Below are 20,934 nucleotides of genomic sequence, written 5' to 3'. Positions count from 1 at the left end.
GCCATACTATGCCGCCATAGTCAGGTGTCACCCATAGTGAGGTGTCATAGCGGGCGAATCCGGGCATTACAGGGGTGACCAATCACTGTACGGGACGTGTGGGGAAGGATTGCCGGTATGAAAACCGAAGGCATGACCGAAGAAGAAATCAATAAGCGCCACGCCGAGAAGATGGCGAAGAAAAAAGCGGCGCGCGACAAGATGATAGCCACCAAAACCGAGGAAAAGGGCCTGTTGATGGTCCATACCGGGAAGGGCAAGGGCAAGACGACCGCCGCCATGGGGCTCGCCGCGCGGGCCGTGGGCAACGGTATGAAGATCTGTATCGTTCAATTCGTGAAAGGTGTGTGGAACACCGGCGAGCGCTTGGTGCTGGAAAAGTTCCCGGATCAGGTCGTGATGAAGGCGATGGGCGAAGGGTTCACCTGGGATACCCAGGACCGGCAGCGCGACATAGCCGCCGCGCAGGCGGCCTGGGCCTATGCGAAGGAAGCCATCAACAATCCTGACTATCAGATGGTAATTCTGGATGAACTCAATATCGTGTTGCGATATGACTACCTTCCACTAGATGATGTAATCGACACCCTGAAGAACAAACCGCACGACACGCATGTCGTCGTCACCGGCAGAAACGCGAAGGAAGAGCTGATTGAGATCGCCGACATGGTGACCGAAATGGAAATGGTGAAGCATCATTTCCGCGGCGGGGTGAAGGCCCAAGTAGGGATCGAATTTTAGGGCGTGATCGAATTCCGAAACCGGTGCGTGATGTGCCGGGACGGACGGGGGTAACCGGCCTGGATATCTTATCCGGGCGGAGGCAACGGAAAAGGAATCACATGATGATCGAATTTAACGGACTGAAGCGCGTCGCCGCGGCGGCGGTCCTGTCGGCCGCGATGGCTTTCGGTATTGCCGCGCCCGCAACCGCCGACGATGCAGCGGACAACTTGAAAACGGCCAATGAGCTTGTTTCCAAAGCGGTCTTCACGGCGGAAAAGATGCGGAACCACAAGGAATTCGCCTCCTACGTGAAGGGCTATATGAAGAAGGCGAAGGGTGTGGTGCTTTTCCCGCAGATCTTGAAGGGCGGATTCTTCGTGGGTGGTGAAGGCGGGTCCGGCGTGCTGCTGGCGAAGGCCGATGACGGTCGCTGGAGCTATCCGACCTTTGTCGGCATGGGCGCGGCCTCGTTCGGGTTGCAGATCGGCGCGCAGAGCTCGGAACTGATGCTGATCGTCCTCACCGGCAAAGGGCTGGAAGCGATCCTGGACGACAAGGTCACGATCGGCGGCGAAATCAATGGTGCGGTCGGTCCCTATGGCGCCGGGGCGGAAGCCTCGACCACGGCGAACCTGAACGCGGATGTCATCGCCTATTCGGTGGCGCAAGGTGTCTTCATCGGGGTCAGCATTGAAGGGGCGGCCGTATTCCCGCGCGAAAAGCTGAATGCCGCCTTTTACGGTACCAACGATGCCAGCCCGAAATCGGTTGTCATCGACGGCAAATTCGCGAATTCGGCGGCCGATCCGTTGCGTGAGGAATTGGCGCGGTATCCCCAATAAGGGATATCTGGAACAGACTGTATCTGGATTAGGCTGCGGAAGCGCAGTAACCGAACGTAAAGGGCAAGTATGACACCGGTGCCGGGCCTTTCGCTGATGTTGCAGGGCACTGGCTCCGATGTCGGGAAGTCCCTTCTGGTCGCGGGCCTCGCCCGGGCACTGACCCGGCGGGGCCTGACCGTCCGTCCCTTCAAACCGCAGAACATGTCGAACAATGCCGCCGTCACGGCGGAAGGCGGCGAAATCGGCCGTGCCCAGGCCTTGCAGGCGCGGGCCTGCGGTGTACCGCCCAGTGTTCATATGAACCCGATCCTGCTGAAACCGCAGAGCGATATGGGCTCCCAGATCGTGGTTCAGGGTAAGGTTTTCGGCCAGGCCAAGGCGCGCGACTACTACACGCTGAAACCCACCCTTCTCCCGAAGATTCTGGAAAGCTTCGCCTTGTTGCGGGCTGAGGCCGATATCGTCCTGGTCGAGGGCGCCGGTAGCCCGGCGGAAGTGAACCTGCGGGCCGGGGACATCGCCAATATGGGATTCGCCGAGGCGGCGGATGTGCCGGTCGTGCTCGTTGCCGATATCGACCGGGGCGGGGTCATCGCCAGCCTGATTGGCACCCATGCGCTGCTGACCGATGGCGAACGCGGCCGGTTGGTCGGTTATATCGTGAACAAGTTCCGTGGCGACAAATCGCTCTTCACCTCCGCGCTGGACATCATCGCAGACCGCACCGGCATGGACTGCCATGGGGTGCTGCCCTGGTTCGGCGACGCCCATCTTTTGCCCGCCGAAGACGCGGTGGCGCTCGACACCCCTTCGGCCGATCGAAGGGCGGGGGACGGCAGTGAAGCGACCCGGCCGATCCGCATCGCGGTGCCGCGCCTGCCGCGCATCGCGAATTTCGATGATCTCGACCCGTTGCGGGCGGAACCGGATGTGGAAATCACCATCGTGCCCGCCGGAAAACCGCTGCCGCTGGACGCGGACCTGATCCTGCTGCCGGGGTCGAAGACCACGATCGGCGACCTGACGGCGTTCCGGAACGAGGGGTGGGATATTGACCTGCACGCGCATATCCGGCGCGGCGGGTGGGTTCTGGGCCTATGCGCCGGATACCAGATGCTGGGAAAGCGTCTGTCCGACCCTAAGGGAATAGAAGGGCCGGCGGGTGATACGGCGGGACTGGGCTGGTTGGATATCGAGACCGAGATCGCCGGCGACAAGGCCTTGCGTGAGGTTACGGCGAGGGAACTGACCACCGGCAAATCTGTTTCGGGGTACGAGATGCATATGGGCGTCACCGCCGGGCCCGGCCTGGCCAGCCCGATGGCCTATATCGCCGGGCGCATGGACGGGGCCGTGGATGCCACGGGTCGGGTCATGGGCTGTTATCTTCATGGGCTTTTCGCCGCCGACGGATTCCGTCACGCTTTCCTGAACCGGTTGCGCGAAGGCCGTACCGGCGGCAGCACCTATGACGCATCGGTAGAGCGGGTTCTCGACCGCCTCGCCGATCACATGGAAGATCATCTTGATATCGACGCCTTGTTGGCGGCGGCACGCTGAGTCCATGGCCCGCTGAGTACACTGCCCTGGGCCGGGTTCCTATCCGGCCAGTGAATAGATCGCGAGCGGTGCGACCAACAACCACAACAAGCCACAGCCGACGACGAACAGCGCCAATCCCCGACGCACGTCGCCGGCCTCAAGCCGGGCCTTGCCGTCGCCGATCCAGATCGCTTTGCTCAAGCCACCGGGATAGACGCGCGGTCCGCCTAAAGCCATGTCGAAGGCGCCCGCCATCGCCGCTTCCGGCCAGCCCGCATTCGGGCTGGCATGTTTGCGGGCGTCGCGGACCATCACCTTCAACGCACGGGCCGGGTTTCCGCCGGGGGCGAAAGCCGCGCCGATCACGAAGATCAGCCCGGCAATTCGGGCCGGAATCCAGTTCACCGCATCGTCCAATCTGGCCGCTGTCATACCGAAGGAAATATAGCGGTCCGTCTTATAGCCGATCATGGAATCCATGGTGTTGATTGCCTTGTAGGCGAACAGCCCCGGCAGGCCGAGCAGCAGGAACCAGAAGGCGGGCGCGACAACCGCGTCGGAGAAATTTTCCGCCAGGCTCTCCAGTGCCGACCGCCCGACGCCGTGCCGGTCCAGCTTGTCCGGATCGCGGCTGACCAGATGCCGCAGATTGTCCCGTGCTTTCAACAGATCGTTCTTGCCCAGCGCGCGGCCCACATCCCGGACCCGCCCGGCCAAGCTGCGCTGTGCCACCAGAATGGCGACCAGCAGAACCTCCGCCATCCAGCCGCTTGGATGTTGGCGGGTCAAAAACTGAACGCCCCACCCCGCGCCGGCGGCGGTCAAGGTGACGAAAACACAGACGACCGCCCCACGGACGGTGCGGTTGATATCGCCGCGCCCTTCCCGGTTCAGTTTCTTGTCCAGAAAACCGATAAGCTTGCCGATGATCACCACCGGATGCGGCAGAAATTTGAACAGCCAGCGCATGTCCCCGATCAGCCAGTCCAGCGCCAAGCCCATCAGCAGCAAAAGAGGGGTCGCGGAGGCAAGCCACAGGGTCTGCCCGTCGCTGCTGCGCCAGATTTGCATAAAGGAAGTGAAGTCTATTCCGTCCATCGGGCTCATCCGAAAGGTGCCGTCCGCGACGGATCTAGGAACGGGTCAGGCGGCCTTGGCCGACCGCCGGCCCCCAACTGCGGCTGCCGCGCTGAAGAATCTGGTCGACCTGGCGGCCTTGGAACAGGGTGATCCCCAATTTCATGCCGTTGCGGATCATGTTCTCGTTGTCCACGCGGGACAGGATCACCCGTCCCTTGCCGACGCGGGCGATTTCCTCACCCACTTCCTGCAGGCGCGGGTCGTTCTCGTCCACGGTGTCGAAGACGGGTGAACTCGCCAGCTTGATCAGGTCGACGCCCATCTGGTGCCGGTCCACATAGAACAGCGTGTCCGGCGTGATGCCGTCCAGGCAGACGCGATATCCTTTTTCCCGCGCGAAATCGCGGGCGAAGAGATAGTTGGAATAGTCGGCCAGAATGTCGATCATCTGCAACTCAACGACCAGCGTGCCGCGGCTGCCCATGCGCAGGCTGGAATCGAACTCAAGGAATTCCTGCGACAACAATGTGTGGACGTTCAGGTTCACCGAAATCTGGGAATGCAGCGATGTATCTTCCGCGCGCGCCAGCATTTTCAGAACCCGGCGGTCCAGCGTCTGGGTCAGGTGCTGAAACAGCCAGCGGTTCGCGGCAAGGTCTACATCCGGCAGCACCGTTGTCGCCAGGTCGACGACGGAAACGAACAATTCCCGGAACATCGGTTTCGGTGGATCGTTGCGGCCCTTTCCGAAGGCGCAGACCGCCTGACGGCGCAGGACGGAAGATAAATCCGCCCTCTCAAGCACTTCTTCCAGCCGGCCCAATTGCTGCGGCGATAACGGCCGGCGCGTATCCGTCGGCAGGTCGTCGCCCGACTGGGTGGCGATCTGCTGCAAACGGCGCTGGCGGATCTGTTCCTCGTTATAGAGGTTTTTGCAAAGGTCGAGGAAACCGTCGTACTGGCTTTCGATATTATACAGCGTCGCGAAGCGCCCATGCCCGTCTTCATCCGGGTCGGCGGAAGACAAGGGATCCTCGCTGAACATATACCGCATCCGCATGACGATATCGTCCAATTGCGCCAGCCGGACGCCCTTGCAGACGAAGACGACGTCGGCACTGCCCAATGTGAAGATCTGTCCTTCATAGGACCGGACGAAATCTTCCAGCGTATTCACCGCGATGCGCAAATGGTGGTCGCGCCGGTTCTGCGGTTTCAGGCGGGATAGATGCAGATGAACGGCGCGGCGCTCTTCCCGATGCCGCTCCAGCCGCTGGGCGAAATCCAGCAGCATGTATTCCTGCCCGCTCGTATTTTCCTGCACGTCGCCACCCGGCACTGAATCAAAGGAATCAACCGGTTGAATACACCAGATTCACCGGGACCGGCCAAGGTATTTGGCGTTTTCGCCCGGTTCAAAGCAAGGTTCGTGGCCCGGTTCATGGACCGGTTCGCCGCGCGGGGTGGCCCTAAGCCTCTAACGCCGGGCGTCTAACCCCGGTGGAGCCACCAGGCGTCTTCGTTGATGGAATAGATCGGCTTGTAGTGTTTCACGCGGTCGGCGCTGATCACGGTCGATATCTGGTTGTCCAGCATCAGCACATCGCCATCCAGCTCCACCAACAGCACCGCATGCGCCGTGCTCAGGTTCAAATCCTGCAGCACCAGGACCCGCATCTTGTCTTTGGGAAAACCCAGATGCGCCAGCGACATGAACTTCGATATCGCATAATCTTCACAATCCCCGGCCCGCTGCATGAATTGCTTGGGCGTCGCCCAATAGTCCTTCACCCCGTAATTCACGGGGTCGATTACATAGAGCCATTTGTTGAGATAGGCGTTCACCAGGTCCAATTGTTCCCGCTTGGGCCGGGTCAGGATCTGTTTCAGGAAAATCCGCCAGCGTGCCAGATGGCATTGATTGGTCGGCGTGACCTTGCAGATTTGCAATTCCTCGGGCTCTTCGCCGGAATAGCGTTTAAGCGTGTCCGTCCATTTCTGGAACTTGGCCAGTTTGGTGGACATCACCTCCTTGGTACCGAAAACAGACCATTTGGCGGTGGTGCGCGCCGCGGCGGACGCATCCGGGGCCAATACCAGCATCGGGGCCAGCATCATGGCAGCGACAGCCAGGACCGCGATCAAGCCGTAAAAGGCATGGTTGGCGCGCGGCGAAAGTGCCGCCGCCATCGCCCTCGCTCCACCGTTACGGTTCCCTGTCGGCCTGCGTCGCATTCCGGTGCAAAATCCCATTAAACGTACCGAATTGTTGGATATTTCATGATGAGGTCGGTTAATTATCTATGAAGATGTGTTGCGGGTGCGATTCCGCTAGGGTGTAGATGAAAAAAGCGGCGATGCGCCAGACCGGAATTGGGGAGATATTCCGTGAGTGATCTATCCACGGCGACTGTGAACGCGTCGGGCAACAAGCCCGGGTCGGAAAGCGGACGGTCTGCGCTGTTCAAAATGGCGGCGACTGGGTTTGCGATTCTCGTTTTTGCGGTGGTCGGCGGCATTCTTGTCCATCAGTTCACCGAAGCCGAACGCGAACGGGAAATGCGCCGCTGGCAGGTTCGCCTGGGCATCATCGCCGATAGCCGCTTCGCGGAAATCGACAATTGGATGGACGCCCAGGTCGACGAATTGCGCGGTTTGGCGGAAAACGAGTCGCTCCAGCTATACATGACCATCCTGTACGATGTGGCCGGCGGCGCGGATGGCGAAGCCTCCGCGGAATTGGAATATCTCGGCAATCTGCTGACCGTCGTCGCTGACCGCACCGGCTTCACCGCCGCGGTCAGCGGGCCTGCCGTGGCGGCGAATGTGAACCGCGTCGGGTCGGCTGGAATCGCCATTGTCGACGAAGAAGGCAATATCGTTGTCGCCAGTCCCGGCGCCCCGCCGGTACAGGGACATATCCGCAGTTTCATCGAGAACACGCCGAAGGGCGAAGCGGCGGTATCCGACATGTTCATCGGGCCGGGCGGTGAGCCGACCATGGCGTTCCTGGCGCCGGTCTTCGCCTTGCAGTCGGATGAAAGCGCCAGTTCCCAGATCGCCACCATTGTCGGCATCAAACCGGTGACCGACGAGCTTTTCCCGCTGCTGGAACAGCCAGGTAATGTGGACCAAACGGCGGAAGCTGTGTTGGTGCGCGCCACCGGCGCGACGGTGGAATACCTCTCCCCGCTGCTCAATGGGGCTGCGCCCATGAAGTTGAAGCTCTCCACCGACACGCCGAACCTCGCCGCCGCCTGGGCGGTCCGCACGCCGGGCGGATTCGCGGTGAAGACGGATTATGCCGGGGCAGAGGTCCTCGCCCTGTCGCGCGCCTTCCCGCAGGTCCCGTGGACCTTGATCTACAAGGTGGATACGTCCGAGGCGCTGGCTGAATCAGAAGACCGCCTGAACCAGATGGTGATCGCCTTTTCCGGCATCATCGTTCTGGTCCTGATCGGGGGCGTCGCGCTTTGGTATTACGGCACGTCCCAGCGCGCGCAACAGGCTGCCGACCGGTTCGAGCGGCTCGCCAGCCGGTTCGAGGCCCAGCGGAATTTCATGCATGTGGTGACCGACAGCCAGCCCAACTCCATCGTCATCTATGACGAAGGCGGGCATTACCGCTGGTTCAACGACATGGCCATGCAGCAGGCCCGGATGGAGCGCGCGGACCTGTTGAACAAGCATGTCAGCGCAATTTTCGGGCCGATCCACGGCAAGCGGATCGCCGGGTGGGTCAAGGAATGCGTCGAGACGCAGGAACATCAGTCGCACACTCATGAAATGGATTTGGGCGATGGCGCGCGAGTGTTCCGGTCGGACCTTATACATCTGCCGCCGTCGGAAGGCATGCCGAACGGCGCGCTTGTGGTCACCCAGGACATCACCGAAAGCGTCCGCGAGCGCGAAAAGCGCGAACAGGTGATGCAGCAATTGGTGAACACCCTGGTCTCCGTCGTTGATCAGCGCGACCCCTTCTCGGCCAATCACTCGGTCCGGGTCGGCGTGGTGGCCCGCGCGATCGCGGCGGAAATGGCACAGGACCCGCTGCTGATCGAAACCTCTGGCACGGCGGGCAGCCTGATGAATCTGGGCAAGATCACGGTGCCGACCCATGTGCTGACCAAGGAAGGCAAGCTGACGGACGAGGAATTCAAGATGATCCGCGACAGCGTGATGGTCAGCGCGAATCTTGTCCGCAACGTGGATTTCGAAGGCCCGGTCGCCGATACGCTGGCCCAGATGCAGGAAAATTACGACGGGACGGGAACGCCGGACGGGCTTTCCGGCACCGATATCATCGTGACCTCGCGCATCGTGTCGGTCGCGAACGCCTTTGTCGGCATGGTCTCAGCCCGCGCCTGGCGCGACGGCATGCCTTTCGAGGCCGCGGTCGACCAGCTTCTGCAGGACGGCAACAAGAAGTTCGACCGTCGCGTCGTCGTCGCGTTGGCCAATCATCTGGATAATCACGGTGGGCGGGAAGCCTGGGCGGATTTCGGAACAAGGCCCAGCGCCTGACGGTTCCGGTCCTGTTTTTCCGATAGCCGGTGATTCGCGGGATGCTTGAACCTCCCCCGGGCTTGGAGTACGCAGCCTTTATGACGCAGGAAAAATCACTGAAATCCGCCCCTTTGGGCGACGATCCGGTCCGCGCGATCGAAGGGTTGACGCATGCGACCGTGCTGGTCATCGGCGATGTCATGCTGGACCGGTTCGTCCACGGCGCGGTCGACCGGATTTCCCCGGAAGCGCCGATCCCGGTCTTGTCCGTGAAAGGGCGCAGCACGGTTCCCGGCGGGGCCGGCAATGTGGTGTGCAATTTGGCGGCCGTCGGCGCGAAATCGGTACTGGTTTCGGTCACCGGTGACGATGCCGCCGCCGACGAATTGGGATCCTTGCTGGGCGACAAGCCCGGCCTGGCCCTGACCCTTATTCGGGACAATACCAGACCGACGAGTGTGAAGACGCGTTTTCTGGCCGGCGGGCAACAATTGCTTCGCGCCGACGAGGAAACAAACGGGTCGCTGGACGGGGAAACCGAAGCCTCGGTCATTGCGGCAATCGATATGGCCCTGTCGCGCTGCGGGGCGATCGTGTTGTCGGATTACGGCAAGGGCGTCTTGACGGAAGGAATCATTGCCGCCGTGGTCGACCGCGCGGGCAAGGCCGGTATCCCCGTTTTGGTCGATCCCAAGGGCCGCGATTACGCGCGCTATGCAGGGGCCGATCTGTTGACCCCCAACCGGGCGGAATTGTCCCTGGCGACGGGTATGCCGATGGCGACGGATGCCGAGGTTGTCGCCGCCTGCGAAACCGCCATCCGCGATTTCGGCGTGGCTGGAATCCTCGCGACCCGCAGTGAGAAAGGCATGACCTTGGCCGGTCCGGCCGGTGTTTTGCATATTCCCGCCCAGGCGCGGGAAGTCTTCGACGTAGTCGGCGCTGGCGATACGGTCATCGCCCTGATGGCCGCGGCCTTGGCGTCCGGCCTGGACAGCGGCAGTGCCGCGCGGCTGGCCAATCTGGGCGGCAGCGTCGTGGTGGGGAAAACCGGCACCGCCGTCGCGCGGCCCGAAGAACTGGTTGCCGCCGCCCATGGCGCGGCCTGGCTGGAAGGCGAACGCAAGGTTCATACTTTGGCCAGCATGACGGATTTGGTCGGCCTATGGCGCCGCCAAGGCAAATCGGTCGGCTTCACCAATGGCTGTTTCGACCTGCTGCATCCCGGCCATGTGCATCTGCTGCAACAGGCGCGGGAACAATGCGACCGGTTGGTCGTCGGCCTGAACTCGGACGAGTCCGTGGCGCGGCTGAAAGGCCCTGAACGCCCGGTGAACAGCGAAACGGCGCGCGCCACGGTGCTTGCCTCGCTCGCCAGCGTCGACGCAGTCGTGGTCTTTGGTGAGGATACGCCGTTGGACCTGATCCGCGCCTTGAAACCCGACGTTCTGGTGAAGGGCCAGGACTATACGGTCGAAACCGTGGTCGGCGCGGAAGATGTTCAATCCTGGGGCGGGCAGGTTTTCCTGGCCGGCTTGCTCGACGGGCATTCCACCACGGGGACGGTCAAGAAGCTGCGCGGTAGTTGACCGTTTGAACCCTTAAAAATTTGTTCAAATGTCGGTCAGGAATTCCTTGCCGGCGGCGCCCAGGACTTCGTCCGTCACCGCGCCCAACCGGCTGGCCGCGTGGCGCGCGAATCGGATCGTCAAAGCCTTGCGCCGGCTGCCGTTCATATCGCCTTCCGCCGCCGGATTCAGAATCGCCGCGCCATAGGCGTCCGCCGTGATCAGGCCGGCTTCCTCCGGCAAAATCTCCTGCGGGAAGTCCACCGGCACGGCGAAATAGAAGGCATCGCAGAAAGGCAGATATTCCTGCCATTTCCGATCGCCGCGGAAATCGGCGACGCTGACCTTCACTTCGACGATTGTGAATTTACCTTTTGAATTCAATGAGATGACGTCGACCCGGCGGCCCGTTTTCAGGCGCAGTTCGGTCACGCAGGCCTGGTCCATCTGGGTCAGCAACCGGCACACGCCCCGGGTCACAAGGCGCGTCTTGTCCGCTGCGGCGATGTCGTCCAATTCTGTACCGGTCATGAAACGGTCTTCTGCATGAAATAATATTACCCGACTCTCTTTACTGGATTCGTAACAGGCTTACACTTGCGGCACGGGGCCAGCTCGCCGATAAGGCAGCCGGGGCGGGACAGTTTATAGCAGCGATCTCACCAGAGATCCCAGAATAGATCCCAGTGATTTGGGTCCGAAGCTTCGGGCTCAGGAAAGGCGGCACCAAAATGGTGAAGAAAATCGGCATAGCACTCGTTGTCCTGATCGTTCTGATCGGCGGCGGTGTCTATTACTTCTTGAGCAATCTGGATGAATTCGTGCGCACGGCGGTCGAAAAGGCCGGAACCCGCGCGACGGGTGTCGAAGTCACCCTTGGCAAAGTGGCCCTCGACATTGCCGGCGGCAAGGGATCGCTCGGCGATCTGAACGTGGCGAACCCGTCCGGATTCGATACGGACTACGCATTCAACCTCGGCGATATCAGCGTTTCCCTGGATTTGGACTCGCTGCAGTCCAATCCGATCGTCATCAATGAAGTCATCGTGACCTCGCCAAAGGTGATCTATGAACTCGGCGATGGCGGGTCGAATATCGATGCGATCCAGCGCAACGTGGAAAACTTCACGAAGGAAATATCCGGCGGGGCGTCCTCAAGCGACGAGGCCGGCGGCGACGGCACGAAGGTCGTGATCAACGATCTTTACATCCGCGGCGCCGATGTCCGCGTCAGCGCACCCTTCCTGAAGGGACAAGCGATGGGTACCGAAGTGCCGGAAATCCATCTGCAGGATATCGGGAAGGATTCCGGCGGCGCGACGCCGGGCGAAGTGGCCGCGCAAGTCCTCGACTCGCTGACCTCGCGCGTCCAGGGCGTCGTCTCCAACCTCAATCTCGACGAATTGCGGGATGCGGCGACGAAGGCCGTCGAAGGGGCTGCCGGCGAAGCGACCAAGGCGCTGGAAGGTGCTGGTGGGTCGGCCGGCGGGGCGCTGGAAGGCGCGACGGAAGGTCTGAAAGGGCTGATCGGCGGCGATTGATCCGCAAATCGTTTTCGGTGAGTTAAGAAAAAACCGCACCTCATTTTCCGGGGTGCGGTTTTTCTTTTTTCAGGATCGCTCGGTTCCTAGCTGAACTGGGCTTAACTGAATTGGGAATAGTCGATCGGCTTGTTCCGGTCGAGCGCGCGGTCGATGCGCGGCATCGGGTATTTCAGGCCGGTGGCGCAGTTATACAGCACCGCCGATTCGCCTTTGCCGACCCTGCCATCGGCCAAGGACTGTTTATAGGCCGCATAGGTCGCCGCCCCTTCCGGGCACAGCAGCAGGCCTTCGCGTTTCGCCACTTCTTCCTGCGCGTCTTGTATGGCGTCGTCATCGACCGCGATGGCGAAGCCGCCGCTTTCGCGCACGGCGCGCAGGATCAGGAAATCGCCGACGGCGATGGGCACGCGGATGCCGGACGCCATGGTATGGGCGTTTTCCCACAAAGGCGCATGTTCCTCGCCATCCTCATAAGCCTTGACGATGGGCGCGCAGCCGGTCGCCTGAACCGCGATCATGCGCGGCATCTTGCCGGTCAGCCAGCCGATGGTCTGCAATTCGGCGAAGGCCTTCCACATGCCGATCAGGCCCGTGCCGCCGCCGGTGGGATAGAAGATCGTATCGGGTAGGGTCCAGCCCATTTGCTCGGCCAGTTCGATCCCCATCGTCTTCTTGCCTTCGATGCGATAGGGCTCCTTCAGCGTGCTGACGTCGAACCAGCCGACGCTTTCCTTGCCCTCGCCGACGATCTTGCCGCAATCGTTGATCAGCCCGTTGACCCGGTAGACCGTCGCGCCTTGAAGCTCAATTTCCGAAACGTTCACTTCCGGTGTGTCTTCCGGGCAGAAGATCGTGGTCTTCATGCCGGCATGGCTGGCATAGGCCGCCATGGCCGCGCCCGCATTGCCGTTCGTCGGCATGGCCAGATGGTTCAGGCCCAATTCCTTGGCCATGGAAACCGCCAATGCCAGGCCGCGCGCCTTGAAAGAGCCGGTCGGCAGGCGTCCTTCGTCCTTCACGATGATCTTGCCGCCCAGTTCGGCGGAAAGCTGGGGCAGGTCGATCAAGGGCGTCATCACTTCGCCCAGCGCAACGGCGTTTTCCGATTTCCGCACCGGCAGGAATTCCCGATACCGCCAAAAGCCGCCTTCCAGCCGGCTTGCCAAGTCTTCCTTGGTGATCGCCTTGCCCAACGCGTCCAGGTCATAGCGGACCAGCAGCGGCCGGCCCACCTCGGACAGACCCTGGATCGTGTCTGCCGGATAGGTCTTGCCCGTCATGGAGCATTCGAGATGGGTGACGAATGTCGGGTATTCGCGCATGCGGACGCTTCCTTCGATGGTGTATTTTTTTCGGTGGGTTTATGAGTTCACGGCGTAAGACCCTAGTCGAAGCGGTGCGGGCCCGACAAGCATGCGCTTTCCCATGCAGGGGACAAGGTCTCTTGCCGAAATCTATCGGGGGGGCTGATGTCGAAAGCGCGTGGGGCGGAATCCGGATTGGCGCGGTGCCCCCGTTACGCGGCCAGCCGGCCGCCTTCGCAGGTGGCGGGTGTTTTCCGGGTGACCCGCTGGATGGGATAGTTGCCGTCGAAGATTTCGATCCTGGGTGTCCCCCGCAGACCGACGGCGTCAACCAGGTCGCCTGCCAGGGAGGCCTTGTCACCGCGCAAGACCGGCTGCCCTTCTTCAATGCCGGTGACGCGTACGGCAGCGGCGAAGCGCTGCAAGCGGTCCCGCACGATCGGCATGTATCTGCAGAAGCGGTTGGCTTCCTTCTTGCCGTTTGTACTGACCACGGCCGTTACCGTGTGACGCTTGCCGTCGACGCCGATCAGCGTGAAGGGGGGCGTGGTGATCCAAAGCCGTGCCGATGCCGACCCCGACGCGCCGTCGAACTCGATCCTCCGTTCGACCTTGCTAGCAAAATAGAGCCCGCCGACGATGGATACCGACAGGGTCACGCAGGAAGCTGCAAAGATCGTCGTGAAGTTCACTCGCACACCAGCAAAAAACGGCGGGTAGGCCCCGCGGGTTCATCCCGGGCAGCGACACCGGAAGAACCTTTCCCCGTAAAAGCCCGTTCTTAGAAGAAAACGGGGCCTTTGCGGCGGTCCAGTGTGCTGCCGTCGCAAACGACCGACTCGCCACCGTGCAGTACAGAGCCGGGCTCCACTTTCGCGTCGACGAAATCCACGCTCATCGGCACCCCGGTTTCCAACAGCACGGCCAATTCTTTCTTCAGCCGGCGTTTCTCGATCGACAATGTCGGCACGCCGTGTGTTTCGAACCGCCGGTTCACTCCGGCGACCACTGTCTGAATGCGGTCGCGGACGATCGGCATCCATCGGCACAAGCGTGTCGCGTCCGTCCTGTTGTCCATCTTCAAGGCCACGACGAAGATCCGATTGTCGCCGGCGGAATCGAGTATCGAGAAGGCCGGGGTGGTCAGCCACACATTGGTGCTGCCCGCTTTGGATCCACTATCCTTGCGGCCCCGTTGGACGTCTTGCTTGCCGGCCAGATCCTTCGTGACGTAAACCAAGGCACCCGGCGCGGAAAGCGCGAGGGACAGAAGTATCAATCCGATCAAGGTCGTGCGACGCATCAACATCACTCCATTCGGCAGTCCCGCTACCATCACGCCGCCACCCGTTGCCGGAGAACGCCCGTTTTAGGCCGGAAACTTTGCGTCCCACCGTTTCCAGTGGTTTGCCGTTTCGTGGGCTGCCCTATGCGGACAGACCTCAACACGCTGCATCATTCACTATAGCTTATGGAAGCGCTGTGACCGCTGTCACAAACGCTCAATTTTTAGGAAAAAGCCCGAAATCGTTTTTTCCGAAGGTTTAAAGGCTGGTTTTCAAGGCGTTGGCGATTTCCCTGACCGGGCCGGACCAGTCCCCGCGAACACTCTGCCGGAAAAGACGCATGGTCGGATACCACGGCATGGCCGACCCGGCCGTGCCCCATCGCCATTCCGGCACTTTTTTCAACAAGACCCAGCTCCGCGCGCCGATGGCGCCGGCCAGATGCGCCGGGCCGGTATCGCTGGTGACAACAATGTCCAGGCAGTGCATGACAGCGGCGGTATCGACGAACGCGTCGTCGCCCAGGTCGAGGGCATCACCCAGATCCGTAACGTTCGGCAAATCGGCGATACCAGCCAGGGCGTCGCGCCCATGCTGTTTCTGCAGCAGGAAGAAATGGATACCTTCAAGCGCCAGCAAGCCTCGAAGCGCGTCGAATGGCAGGGACCGCCCGCGTTCCGACTGGGAAGACGGATCGCCTTGCCAGTTCAGACCGACGGCAAGTTTCCCGCCGCTCCATTCCGCCAATTTCGGCCGCCACTGGGCGATCAATTCATCCTCCGCCGTCAGATAGGCCTGCGGTGCAGGGATATCGGCCAGGGTCATACCCAGCCGGTAGGGGATGCTCATCAACGGGCAATGAAAATCGAAACTGGCGCCCGGCGGCACCGTATCGATAACGGCGATGTCCTGAGAGGCATTTGGCGACAGGCTTGAAATCAGCCGGCGCAAGCGCGGGCGGACCAACAGGGTCACTGCCGCGCCTTTATCCCGCAGTGTGGCGGCGAAACGGCAGAACTGGATCGTATCCCCCAACCCCTGTTCATCGTGCAGCAAAAAGGTTTTGCCGGCGACGTCTTCGCCCTGCCAGGGCACTGCGTTGAATTCCGGCACTTCCATGCCAGGGCGTTTCCAGCGCCATTCATATTCCCGGAACCCGTTCACAAAATCGCCTTGCAATAGGAAGTTCTGCGCCTGGGCGAAGCGCAGCACGGGGTCGTCCGGACGAGCCGCCAAAAGGCGGTCGAATCGGGACCGGCTGGCGGGGAACAGGCCCAAATCCCGTTCCACCAGGGCAAGCGTCAGTTCCAGGTTCTGATTGCCCGGTTGGATCTGAAGGGACCGCTTATAGGCGGCATAGGCTGTGTCGATATCGTCCGCCGCCGCGCTGGCATGGCCCAGCCAGCCCAGCACATCGGCATCGTTCGGCAATTGCGCCGCAAGCGTACGATAGACGTCGCGCGCCTCCGCCGGCTTGCCTGATTTCATCAGGCTCAGGCCCAGATTGCGCGCCGCCGCCGTCTGGCCGGGATCGATTTCCAGGGCTTTCCGCAAGGCGGCGATCGCCTCGCCGGACCGGTCCGCGGTCGCCAGCATCAGGCCCAGCGAAGACCAGGCCCCGGCATCGTCCGGCGCAAGGTCGACGGCTTTTTGGAACGCCGCGGCGGCGTTCGCACTGTCGCCCCTGTGATGGCGAACCGCGCCAAGGCATTTCCAAAGCTCCGCATGGTCGCCCAAGTCGCGGGCCGCGGCCATGCAGGTTGCTTCGGCCTCGTCGAACCGGGCGCTCTGGGCCAAGGCGGTCGCCTCCCGGATTGCCGTCTCGACCGACTCCTTTATGGTTTGAGAAGGGTTGGCGTCGTTTGACATAACAGCGATTATTGTCCCAACGGTGGCTGGCTTGGTCACGGCCATTCGGCCTATTCGACCAACTTTTTTGGGAGGTCCTGCCTAATGTCCGTGTTGGTGCCCGTATCCTGGGGCGAGTTGATCGACAAAATCACGATTCTGGAGATCAAGCAGCAGAAACTCGAAGATCCGGCGGCGCTCGAAAACGTGCGGAAGGAACTGGCGCTCCTTTCGGCGGTCCGCGACAAAGCGGGCACCTTGCCGGACGGCGTCGCCGCGGCGACAGACGGGCTGCGCACGGTAAACGAAAGCCTGTGGCGGATCGAAGACGACATCCGCGATTGCGAGCGCGAGAAGAACTTTAACAAAACCTTCATAGAACTCGCGCGGGCCGTCTACAAAACCAACGATCGCCGCGCCGCGCTTAAGCGTGAGATAAATACGCTTATGAAATCAGATATTTATGAAGAAAAATCCTACGCGTCTTATGACTGAAGGTCTGCGGAATCACGGATAACCCCGCCCCGGTCCGTTAACAAAACTTTGGGATTTGTTAACCTTCCCCGGATGAGGCTTGGCCCGCGCAAATATATGCGGGGGGCAATTTTGTGCGGGGGTATGTATGCAATCTTCTATTTCCCTGTCCGTCGGGGAGCGCGCGGTCAGCCTGGGTGCGGTCGCCACAATCGTGGAACCGTGTCTGACAAGGACGCGATGCGAAACGGTCTACGAGCTTTTCTGCGGCGATCCCGATCTTTTCGTGCTGCCGGTTGTCGATGAAGCAGGCCGACCCGTCGGTTTGGTCGGCCGGCACCAATTCCTGCTCACCTTCGCCGCGCCCTATGGCCGGTCGCTTTACGCCCGTCGCCCAATAACCAGCCTGATGGACGCATCGCCGCTGATCGTGGATGCCGTCGTTCCCCTGTCTGTTCTCAGCCGACGGATACTCGGTGAGAAACCCACCGCGGTGGTACAGGGCTTCATCGTGGTGCGGGACGGTGCCTATCTTGGGGTCGGGACCGGTGCGGACGTATTGCGATTGTCGACCGAGACGATCCGCATCCAGACCGCCGAGTTGATCGAAGCGAAGCAGGACGCGGACCGCGCGAACACGGCGAAGTCGCAGTTTCTGGCCACGATGAGCCACGAACTGCGAACACCCTTGAACGCCATTCTTGGATTCGCGGAATTGATCCGCGACCGCGTCATGGGCGAGGATGTACCGGAAACCTATTCCGACTATGCCGGGCATATTCATGACAGCGGCGCGCATTTGTTGGAATTGATCAACGATGTCCTCGACATCGCGAAGATCGAATCCGGCAAGGTCGAGACCGAGCGCGAGGAATTCGACCTGGCTGATTATCTCCGGCCCGTGGTGGAAGGGTTTTCCGCCAAGGCGGTTAAGCAGGAACTTGCCTTTACCGCCAGAATTCCGGAAGCGCCCTTGCCGTGTTTCGCCGACCCGCGCTCTGTGCGGCAAATTCTGACGAATCTCGTCGGAAATGCGATCAAATACACGCCAAAAGGCGGCCTGGTCGCGGTCACGGTCCGGGAGCTGAATGCGAACGAGGTGATCATCGAAGTCGAAGATACCGGTGTGGGCATTGCGGAAAAGGATCAGAAACGCGTCTTCCAGCCCTTCGAACAGGTCGATAACAAGTATTCCCGCCAATCCGAAGGGTCGGGCCTCGGCCTGGCGCTGGTCCGGCAATTGGTCGATTTGAACGGTGGATGCCTCGCCTTGCGGTCCGTGCCGGGGGAAGGTTCCTGTTTCTCCGTCACCTTGGGAAAGCGCCGTGCGAAGGCACCCGCGCGGGCGGCAGCCGCCGCCTGATCTTTTCTTAAGGGTATCATGATATGCATTGAACCGTGAAACGGGATTTCCCTTTCCGGGCGAAGCATGCCAGGATTTTCCGCAGAAAACGGGCCTGTTTAGCGGAAAGCCAGAGTGAATCGCGTCACCCATGTCATATTTCGAGCAAAGTATTGAAGCCTTTCGCCGCGCCGGGATGGGAACCATCGTCGATGCGGCCGCGGAACGGCAGGGCGGCGCCTATCACCTAAAGGGATCGGCCGCACAGGGTGATTTGAACCTGTATGATGCGAACGGCAACCCGCTTTACAATCCGGATGCCTTGACGGCCGCCTATACCCAGGTCGAGGAATTCAAGCGGAAGCCGACGCGGCATTTGATTCAGCCACCCGGCACCAGCCCGATGCGGACCCTGGCCGGCGACCGGTTCATCGACGATCTCTACAGCAAGCTGGGAAATATGAAGGCCGATCCGGTACCGACACCGGATGCGGGCGGGTTCGTCTGCTTCGGGCTTGGCTTGGGAATTTTCCTGCCGCTTGTCCTGGAAGCGTTCGAAACCCGGGACCTGGTGATCTATGAGACCGACCCCGACCTGATTTATTGGAGCTTGCACGCCCTGCCCTGGGCCGGAATTTTCCGGGCGGTCGAAGCGCGCGGCGGAACGGTGACCCTGGTCGCGAACGGCAATCCCGACAATGCGGCGAGCGAGATCATCTTCGCCCTGCGCGGGGCGAATGCCGCCTTGATCGACGGCAGCTATTTCATGACCCATCTGGACGCGCCGCATAACCGGGCGGTGCTGGACCGGGTGGCGGCGCGCTCGAAACTGTTGGAGGTTTCGTCGGGCTTTCTGGAAGATGAAATCCTTATGTTCCGGAATACTTGGGCGAACCTGAAGCGGCATGATTGGAAATTGTTCCGTGACGGGCCCAAGGGCGGCCTTTCCGCCCCGGCGCTGATCGTCGGCAGCGGCCCTTCGGTGGACGCGGCGATCCCCTTGATCAAGGAGCTGGCCGGCCGTGCGCTGGTTTTCTCAGGCGGTTCGTCGCTACGGGTCCTGCTGCGCCACGGTATTCAACCCGACTTCCATTGCGAGTTGGAGAATACCTCCGACATGGCCGACATGCTGGCCGCGACCCGGGCGGATTACGATTTCGACGGCACGGTGCTGATCGGCGGCAACCCGATCGACCCCAGGATCGGGGAACTGTTTTCCCGCAGGTTGTTGTATTTCCGGCCTGCGACGACGGGCGCGCGCGTCTTTTCGCCGGATGCGGGGGCGATGGACCTGGCGGGGCCGACGGCGATCAACACGGCGGTACGCGCCGCCATCGGCTTCGGCGTCACCGATATCTGGCTTTTCGGCGTCGACCTCGGCGCCCGTGAGACGGACCGGCATCATTCCCGCGACAGTCAATATTACGCCACGGACGACCCCTATTGGCAGGGCGGCACGGGGATGGAACAGATCGATGTGCCCGCCCCGGCGAATTTCGGCGGCACCGCCCATACCACGCCCAGCTTCCAATACGCACAGATGTTTCTGACCCGGCTGCTGGAAAGCGCGCCGCAATGCAGGGTTCTGAATTTCAGCGACGGCGTCGCCCTGCCCGGTGCCCGTCCCGCCCGCCCGGAACAAGCGCCGGTCGATGCGCTGGAATTGGACCGCGCCGGCATGGTGGCGGATCTGCTGGCCGACCTGCCGGCGCCGGATGCGGACGAGTTGTTTCTGGAGGTATGCGTCGACGGCTATCGTCTGGCCCTTACCGATTGGTTCGACAGGGTGGAGCGCACCCTTTACCGCGCCCGGGGAACCGGATTCCTGGCGCTGCACACACAGCTGAAGCCCTTGATGCAGGCGCCCGGTTTGGAAGACGCCCATACCCCCGATATCGCCGCGCGCTATTGCGCGTCGGGCACGCTGGACCGCTGCATGATGCTGGGCCACTACTTGATTCGGCGGCTTGACCGGGAAGCGCGCCCGGCCTTTTTCGAAACCTTCCTGGAGACGCTGGCCGCGCATGTGAAGACGATGCGCAGCACGGCCATGTCCCAATTCGACGCGCCGGAATGAAGGCCTTGTGACAACGAACTGACAACGAAAAAGGGCGCGGAAAACCGCGCCCTTTGTCTTGTGCCGTAACGGCTGTGATGGGGTCGGTCAGACGCCCCAGCCCAGCGCGTTCATGACGATGCCTTCGGCGGTTTCCAGCGACAGGAACAGGCCGACGCCCGCGACGACCGCGCCCGCCAAACGGGCTTCGATCGCTTTCGGGGAGGAAACCTTGAACAGGGTTTCCGCAACCCGGCCGGCAGCCAGGGCAACACCGTATTGCAGGGCGCCCAGGCCGATCAGGTAGCCGATCAGAACCGCACCGCCGACGCCGCCTTCCTGTGCCGCCATGCTGTCGCCGAAGGCGGAGCCGTGGAACAGGCCGAAGACCAGGAACAGTGCCATGAAAGCGCCGGCCGACAGGCCGCGGCCCGACAGGACGATCCCGCCCACGACCAACAGGGACAATCCGATGACCGCTTCCTTCATCGGCAGGCCGATGCCGGCATACATGGCATAGCAGCCGATCAGCATGCCGCCGATATAGGCGGCCGGGGTCAGGTATTTGCGCCCGGTGAACAGGGCGGCGATGCCCATCGCGACTACGAAGAACAGGTGATCGAAGCCAAGCAACGGATGACCGATGCCCGACAGCAGCCCGTCCCCGAATGTTTCCATCGGTGCACCGCCCATGGCGTGGTGTGCAAAAGCCGGGCTGGCGAAAGTGGTGAGTAGCACACCCGCTAGAAAGATCTGACGCATTTATTCCCCCTCAAAAAAGGTGACTGGCCGGCCGGGTCTGTGCCTTTGGGG

18 protein-coding genes and 1 riboswitch are annotated in these 20,934 nt (G+C 61.6%); of the genes, 9 read left to right on the top strand and 9 right to left on the bottom strand.

Annotated elements, in window-relative coordinates; genetic code table 11:
- Window positions 1-117 precede the first annotated feature (117 nt).
- From cobO to EOI86_RS12515, 3 genes are all read left to right on the top strand, one after another.
- Window positions 118-741: a cob(I)yrinic acid a,c-diamide adenosyltransferase gene (gene cobO, locus EOI86_RS12525; protein WP_240035658.1), complete on the top strand. Its 624-nt coding sequence runs from the start codon at window positions 118-120 to the stop codon at window positions 739-741.
- 101 nt (window positions 742-842) lie between these two features.
- Window positions 843-1,568, top strand: a complete 726-nt coding sequence (locus EOI86_RS12520; RefSeq protein ID WP_127765531.1) for a lipid-binding SYLF domain-containing protein — start codon at window positions 843-845, stop codon at window positions 1,566-1,568.
- A gap of 69 nt (window positions 1,569-1,637) precedes the next feature.
- Window positions 1,638-3,131 carry a cobyric acid synthase gene (locus tag EOI86_RS12515; RefSeq protein ID WP_240035657.1) on the top strand — a complete coding sequence of 498 codons (1,494 nt, stop codon included), beginning with the start codon at window positions 1,638-1,640 and terminating at the stop codon, window positions 3,129-3,131.
- 39 nt (window positions 3,132-3,170) lie between these two features.
- Here EOI86_RS12515 and cbiB read toward each other — a convergent pair whose 3' ends face one another.
- The 3 genes from cbiB to EOI86_RS12500 all read right to left on the bottom strand — a co-directional run bounded on the left by cbiB (window position 3,171) and on the right by EOI86_RS12500 (window position 6,383).
- Window positions 3,171-4,211, bottom strand: coding sequence for an adenosylcobinamide-phosphate synthase CbiB (gene cbiB / locus EOI86_RS12510; RefSeq protein WP_240035656.1), 1,041 nt, complete (start codon window positions 4,209-4,211; stop codon window positions 3,171-3,173).
- Between the two features lie 34 nt (window positions 4,212-4,245).
- Window positions 4,246-5,517 (bottom strand): EAL domain-containing protein, encoded by a 1,272-nt coding sequence (locus EOI86_RS12505; protein WP_240035655.1) that lies wholly within the window; start codon window positions 5,515-5,517, stop codon window positions 4,246-4,248.
- 167 nt (window positions 5,518-5,684) lie between these two features.
- Window positions 5,685-6,383 (bottom strand): transglutaminase-like cysteine peptidase, encoded by a 699-nt coding sequence (locus EOI86_RS12500; protein ID WP_161973815.1) that lies wholly within the window; start codon window positions 6,381-6,383, stop codon window positions 5,685-5,687.
- Between the two features lie 198 nt (window positions 6,384-6,581).
- Between EOI86_RS12500 and EOI86_RS12495 the strand changes: the two genes are divergently transcribed.
- Both EOI86_RS12495 and rfaE1 read left to right on the top strand, forming a co-directional pair.
- The gene (locus EOI86_RS12495) at window positions 6,582-8,717 is read left to right on the top strand and encodes an HD domain-containing phosphohydrolase (protein WP_127765529.1); all 2,136 of its coding nucleotides are present in this window, start codon (window positions 6,582-6,584) and stop codon (window positions 8,715-8,717) included.
- Window positions 8,718-8,797: 80 nt separating this feature from the next.
- Window positions 8,798-10,288, top strand: coding sequence for a D-glycero-beta-D-manno-heptose-7-phosphate kinase (rfaE1, locus tag EOI86_RS12490; RefSeq protein ID WP_127765528.1), 1,491 nt, complete (start codon window positions 8,798-8,800; stop codon window positions 10,286-10,288).
- Window positions 10,289-10,312: 24 nt separating this feature from the next.
- On the opposite strand, the gene EOI86_RS12485 is transcribed toward rfaE1, so the two are convergent.
- Window positions 10,313-10,798, bottom strand: a complete 486-nt coding sequence (locus EOI86_RS12485) for an MmcB family DNA repair protein (RefSeq protein ID WP_127765527.1) — start codon at window positions 10,796-10,798, stop codon at window positions 10,313-10,315.
- 200 nt (window positions 10,799-10,998) lie between these two features.
- Here EOI86_RS12485 and EOI86_RS12480 point away from each other — a divergent pair, with 200 nt between their 5' ends.
- Entirely contained in the window at window positions 10,999-11,808 is an 810-nt protein-coding gene (locus EOI86_RS12480; RefSeq protein WP_240035654.1) for an AsmA family protein, read from the top strand.
- Window positions 11,809-11,909: 101 nt separating this feature from the next.
- On the opposite strand, the gene EOI86_RS12475 is transcribed toward EOI86_RS12480, so the two are convergent.
- The 4 genes from EOI86_RS12475 to EOI86_RS12460 all read right to left on the bottom strand — a co-directional run bounded on the left by EOI86_RS12475 (window position 11,910) and on the right by EOI86_RS12460 (window position 16,270).
- A complete protein-coding gene (locus EOI86_RS12475; protein ID WP_127765526.1) occupies window positions 11,910-13,133 on the bottom strand; it encodes a threonine synthase in 1,224 nt (407 codons plus the stop codon).
- A gap of 194 nt (window positions 13,134-13,327) precedes the next feature.
- Window positions 13,328-13,807, bottom strand: coding sequence for a hypothetical protein (locus EOI86_RS12470; RefSeq protein ID WP_127765525.1), 480 nt, complete (start codon window positions 13,805-13,807; stop codon window positions 13,328-13,330).
- Window positions 13,808-13,896: 89 nt separating this feature from the next.
- The gene (locus EOI86_RS12465) at window positions 13,897-14,451 is read right to left on the bottom strand and encodes a hypothetical protein (protein ID WP_150132799.1); all 555 of its coding nucleotides are present in this window, start codon (window positions 14,449-14,451) and stop codon (window positions 13,897-13,899) included.
- Window positions 14,432-14,537, bottom strand: a riboswitch (cyclic di-GMP riboswitch). Its footprint overlaps the gene before it by 20 nt.
- 122 nt (window positions 14,538-14,659) lie before the next feature.
- Window positions 14,660-16,270 carry a tetratricopeptide repeat protein gene (locus tag EOI86_RS12460; RefSeq protein WP_161973814.1) on the bottom strand — a complete coding sequence of 537 codons (1,611 nt, stop codon included), beginning with the start codon at window positions 16,268-16,270 and terminating at the stop codon, window positions 14,660-14,662.
- 84 nt (window positions 16,271-16,354) lie between these two features.
- Between EOI86_RS12460 and EOI86_RS12455 the strand changes: the two genes are divergently transcribed.
- The 3 genes from EOI86_RS12455 to EOI86_RS12445 all read left to right on the top strand — a co-directional run bounded on the left by EOI86_RS12455 (window position 16,355) and on the right by EOI86_RS12445 (window position 20,142).
- Window positions 16,355-16,744 (top strand): DUF6165 family protein, encoded by a 390-nt coding sequence (locus EOI86_RS12455; protein ID WP_127765522.1) that lies wholly within the window; start codon window positions 16,355-16,357, stop codon window positions 16,742-16,744.
- 127 nt (window positions 16,745-16,871) lie between these two features.
- Entirely contained in the window at window positions 16,872-18,086 is a 1,215-nt protein-coding gene (locus EOI86_RS12450) for a sensor histidine kinase (RefSeq protein ID WP_127765521.1), read from the top strand.
- 130 nt (window positions 18,087-18,216) lie between these two features.
- On the top strand, window positions 18,217-20,142 hold the full coding sequence (locus tag EOI86_RS12445; protein WP_127765520.1) for a motility associated factor glycosyltransferase family protein: 1,926 nt from the start codon (window positions 18,217-18,219) through the stop codon (window positions 20,140-20,142).
- Window positions 20,143-20,229: 87 nt separating this feature from the next.
- Here EOI86_RS12445 and EOI86_RS12440 read toward each other — a convergent pair whose 3' ends face one another.
- Window positions 20,230-20,883 carry a HupE/UreJ family protein gene (locus EOI86_RS12440; RefSeq protein WP_127765519.1) on the bottom strand — a complete coding sequence of 218 codons (654 nt, stop codon included), beginning with the start codon at window positions 20,881-20,883 and terminating at the stop codon, window positions 20,230-20,232.
- Window positions 20,884-20,934: the final 51 nt, after the last annotated feature.

Source organism: Hwanghaeella grinnelliae (genome assembly GCF_004005845.1).
GTDB lineage: Bacteria > Pseudomonadota > Alphaproteobacteria > UBA8366 > Aestuariispiraceae > Hwanghaeella > Hwanghaeella grinnelliae.
This window is presented reverse-complemented; position numbering and strand designations above follow the sequence as displayed.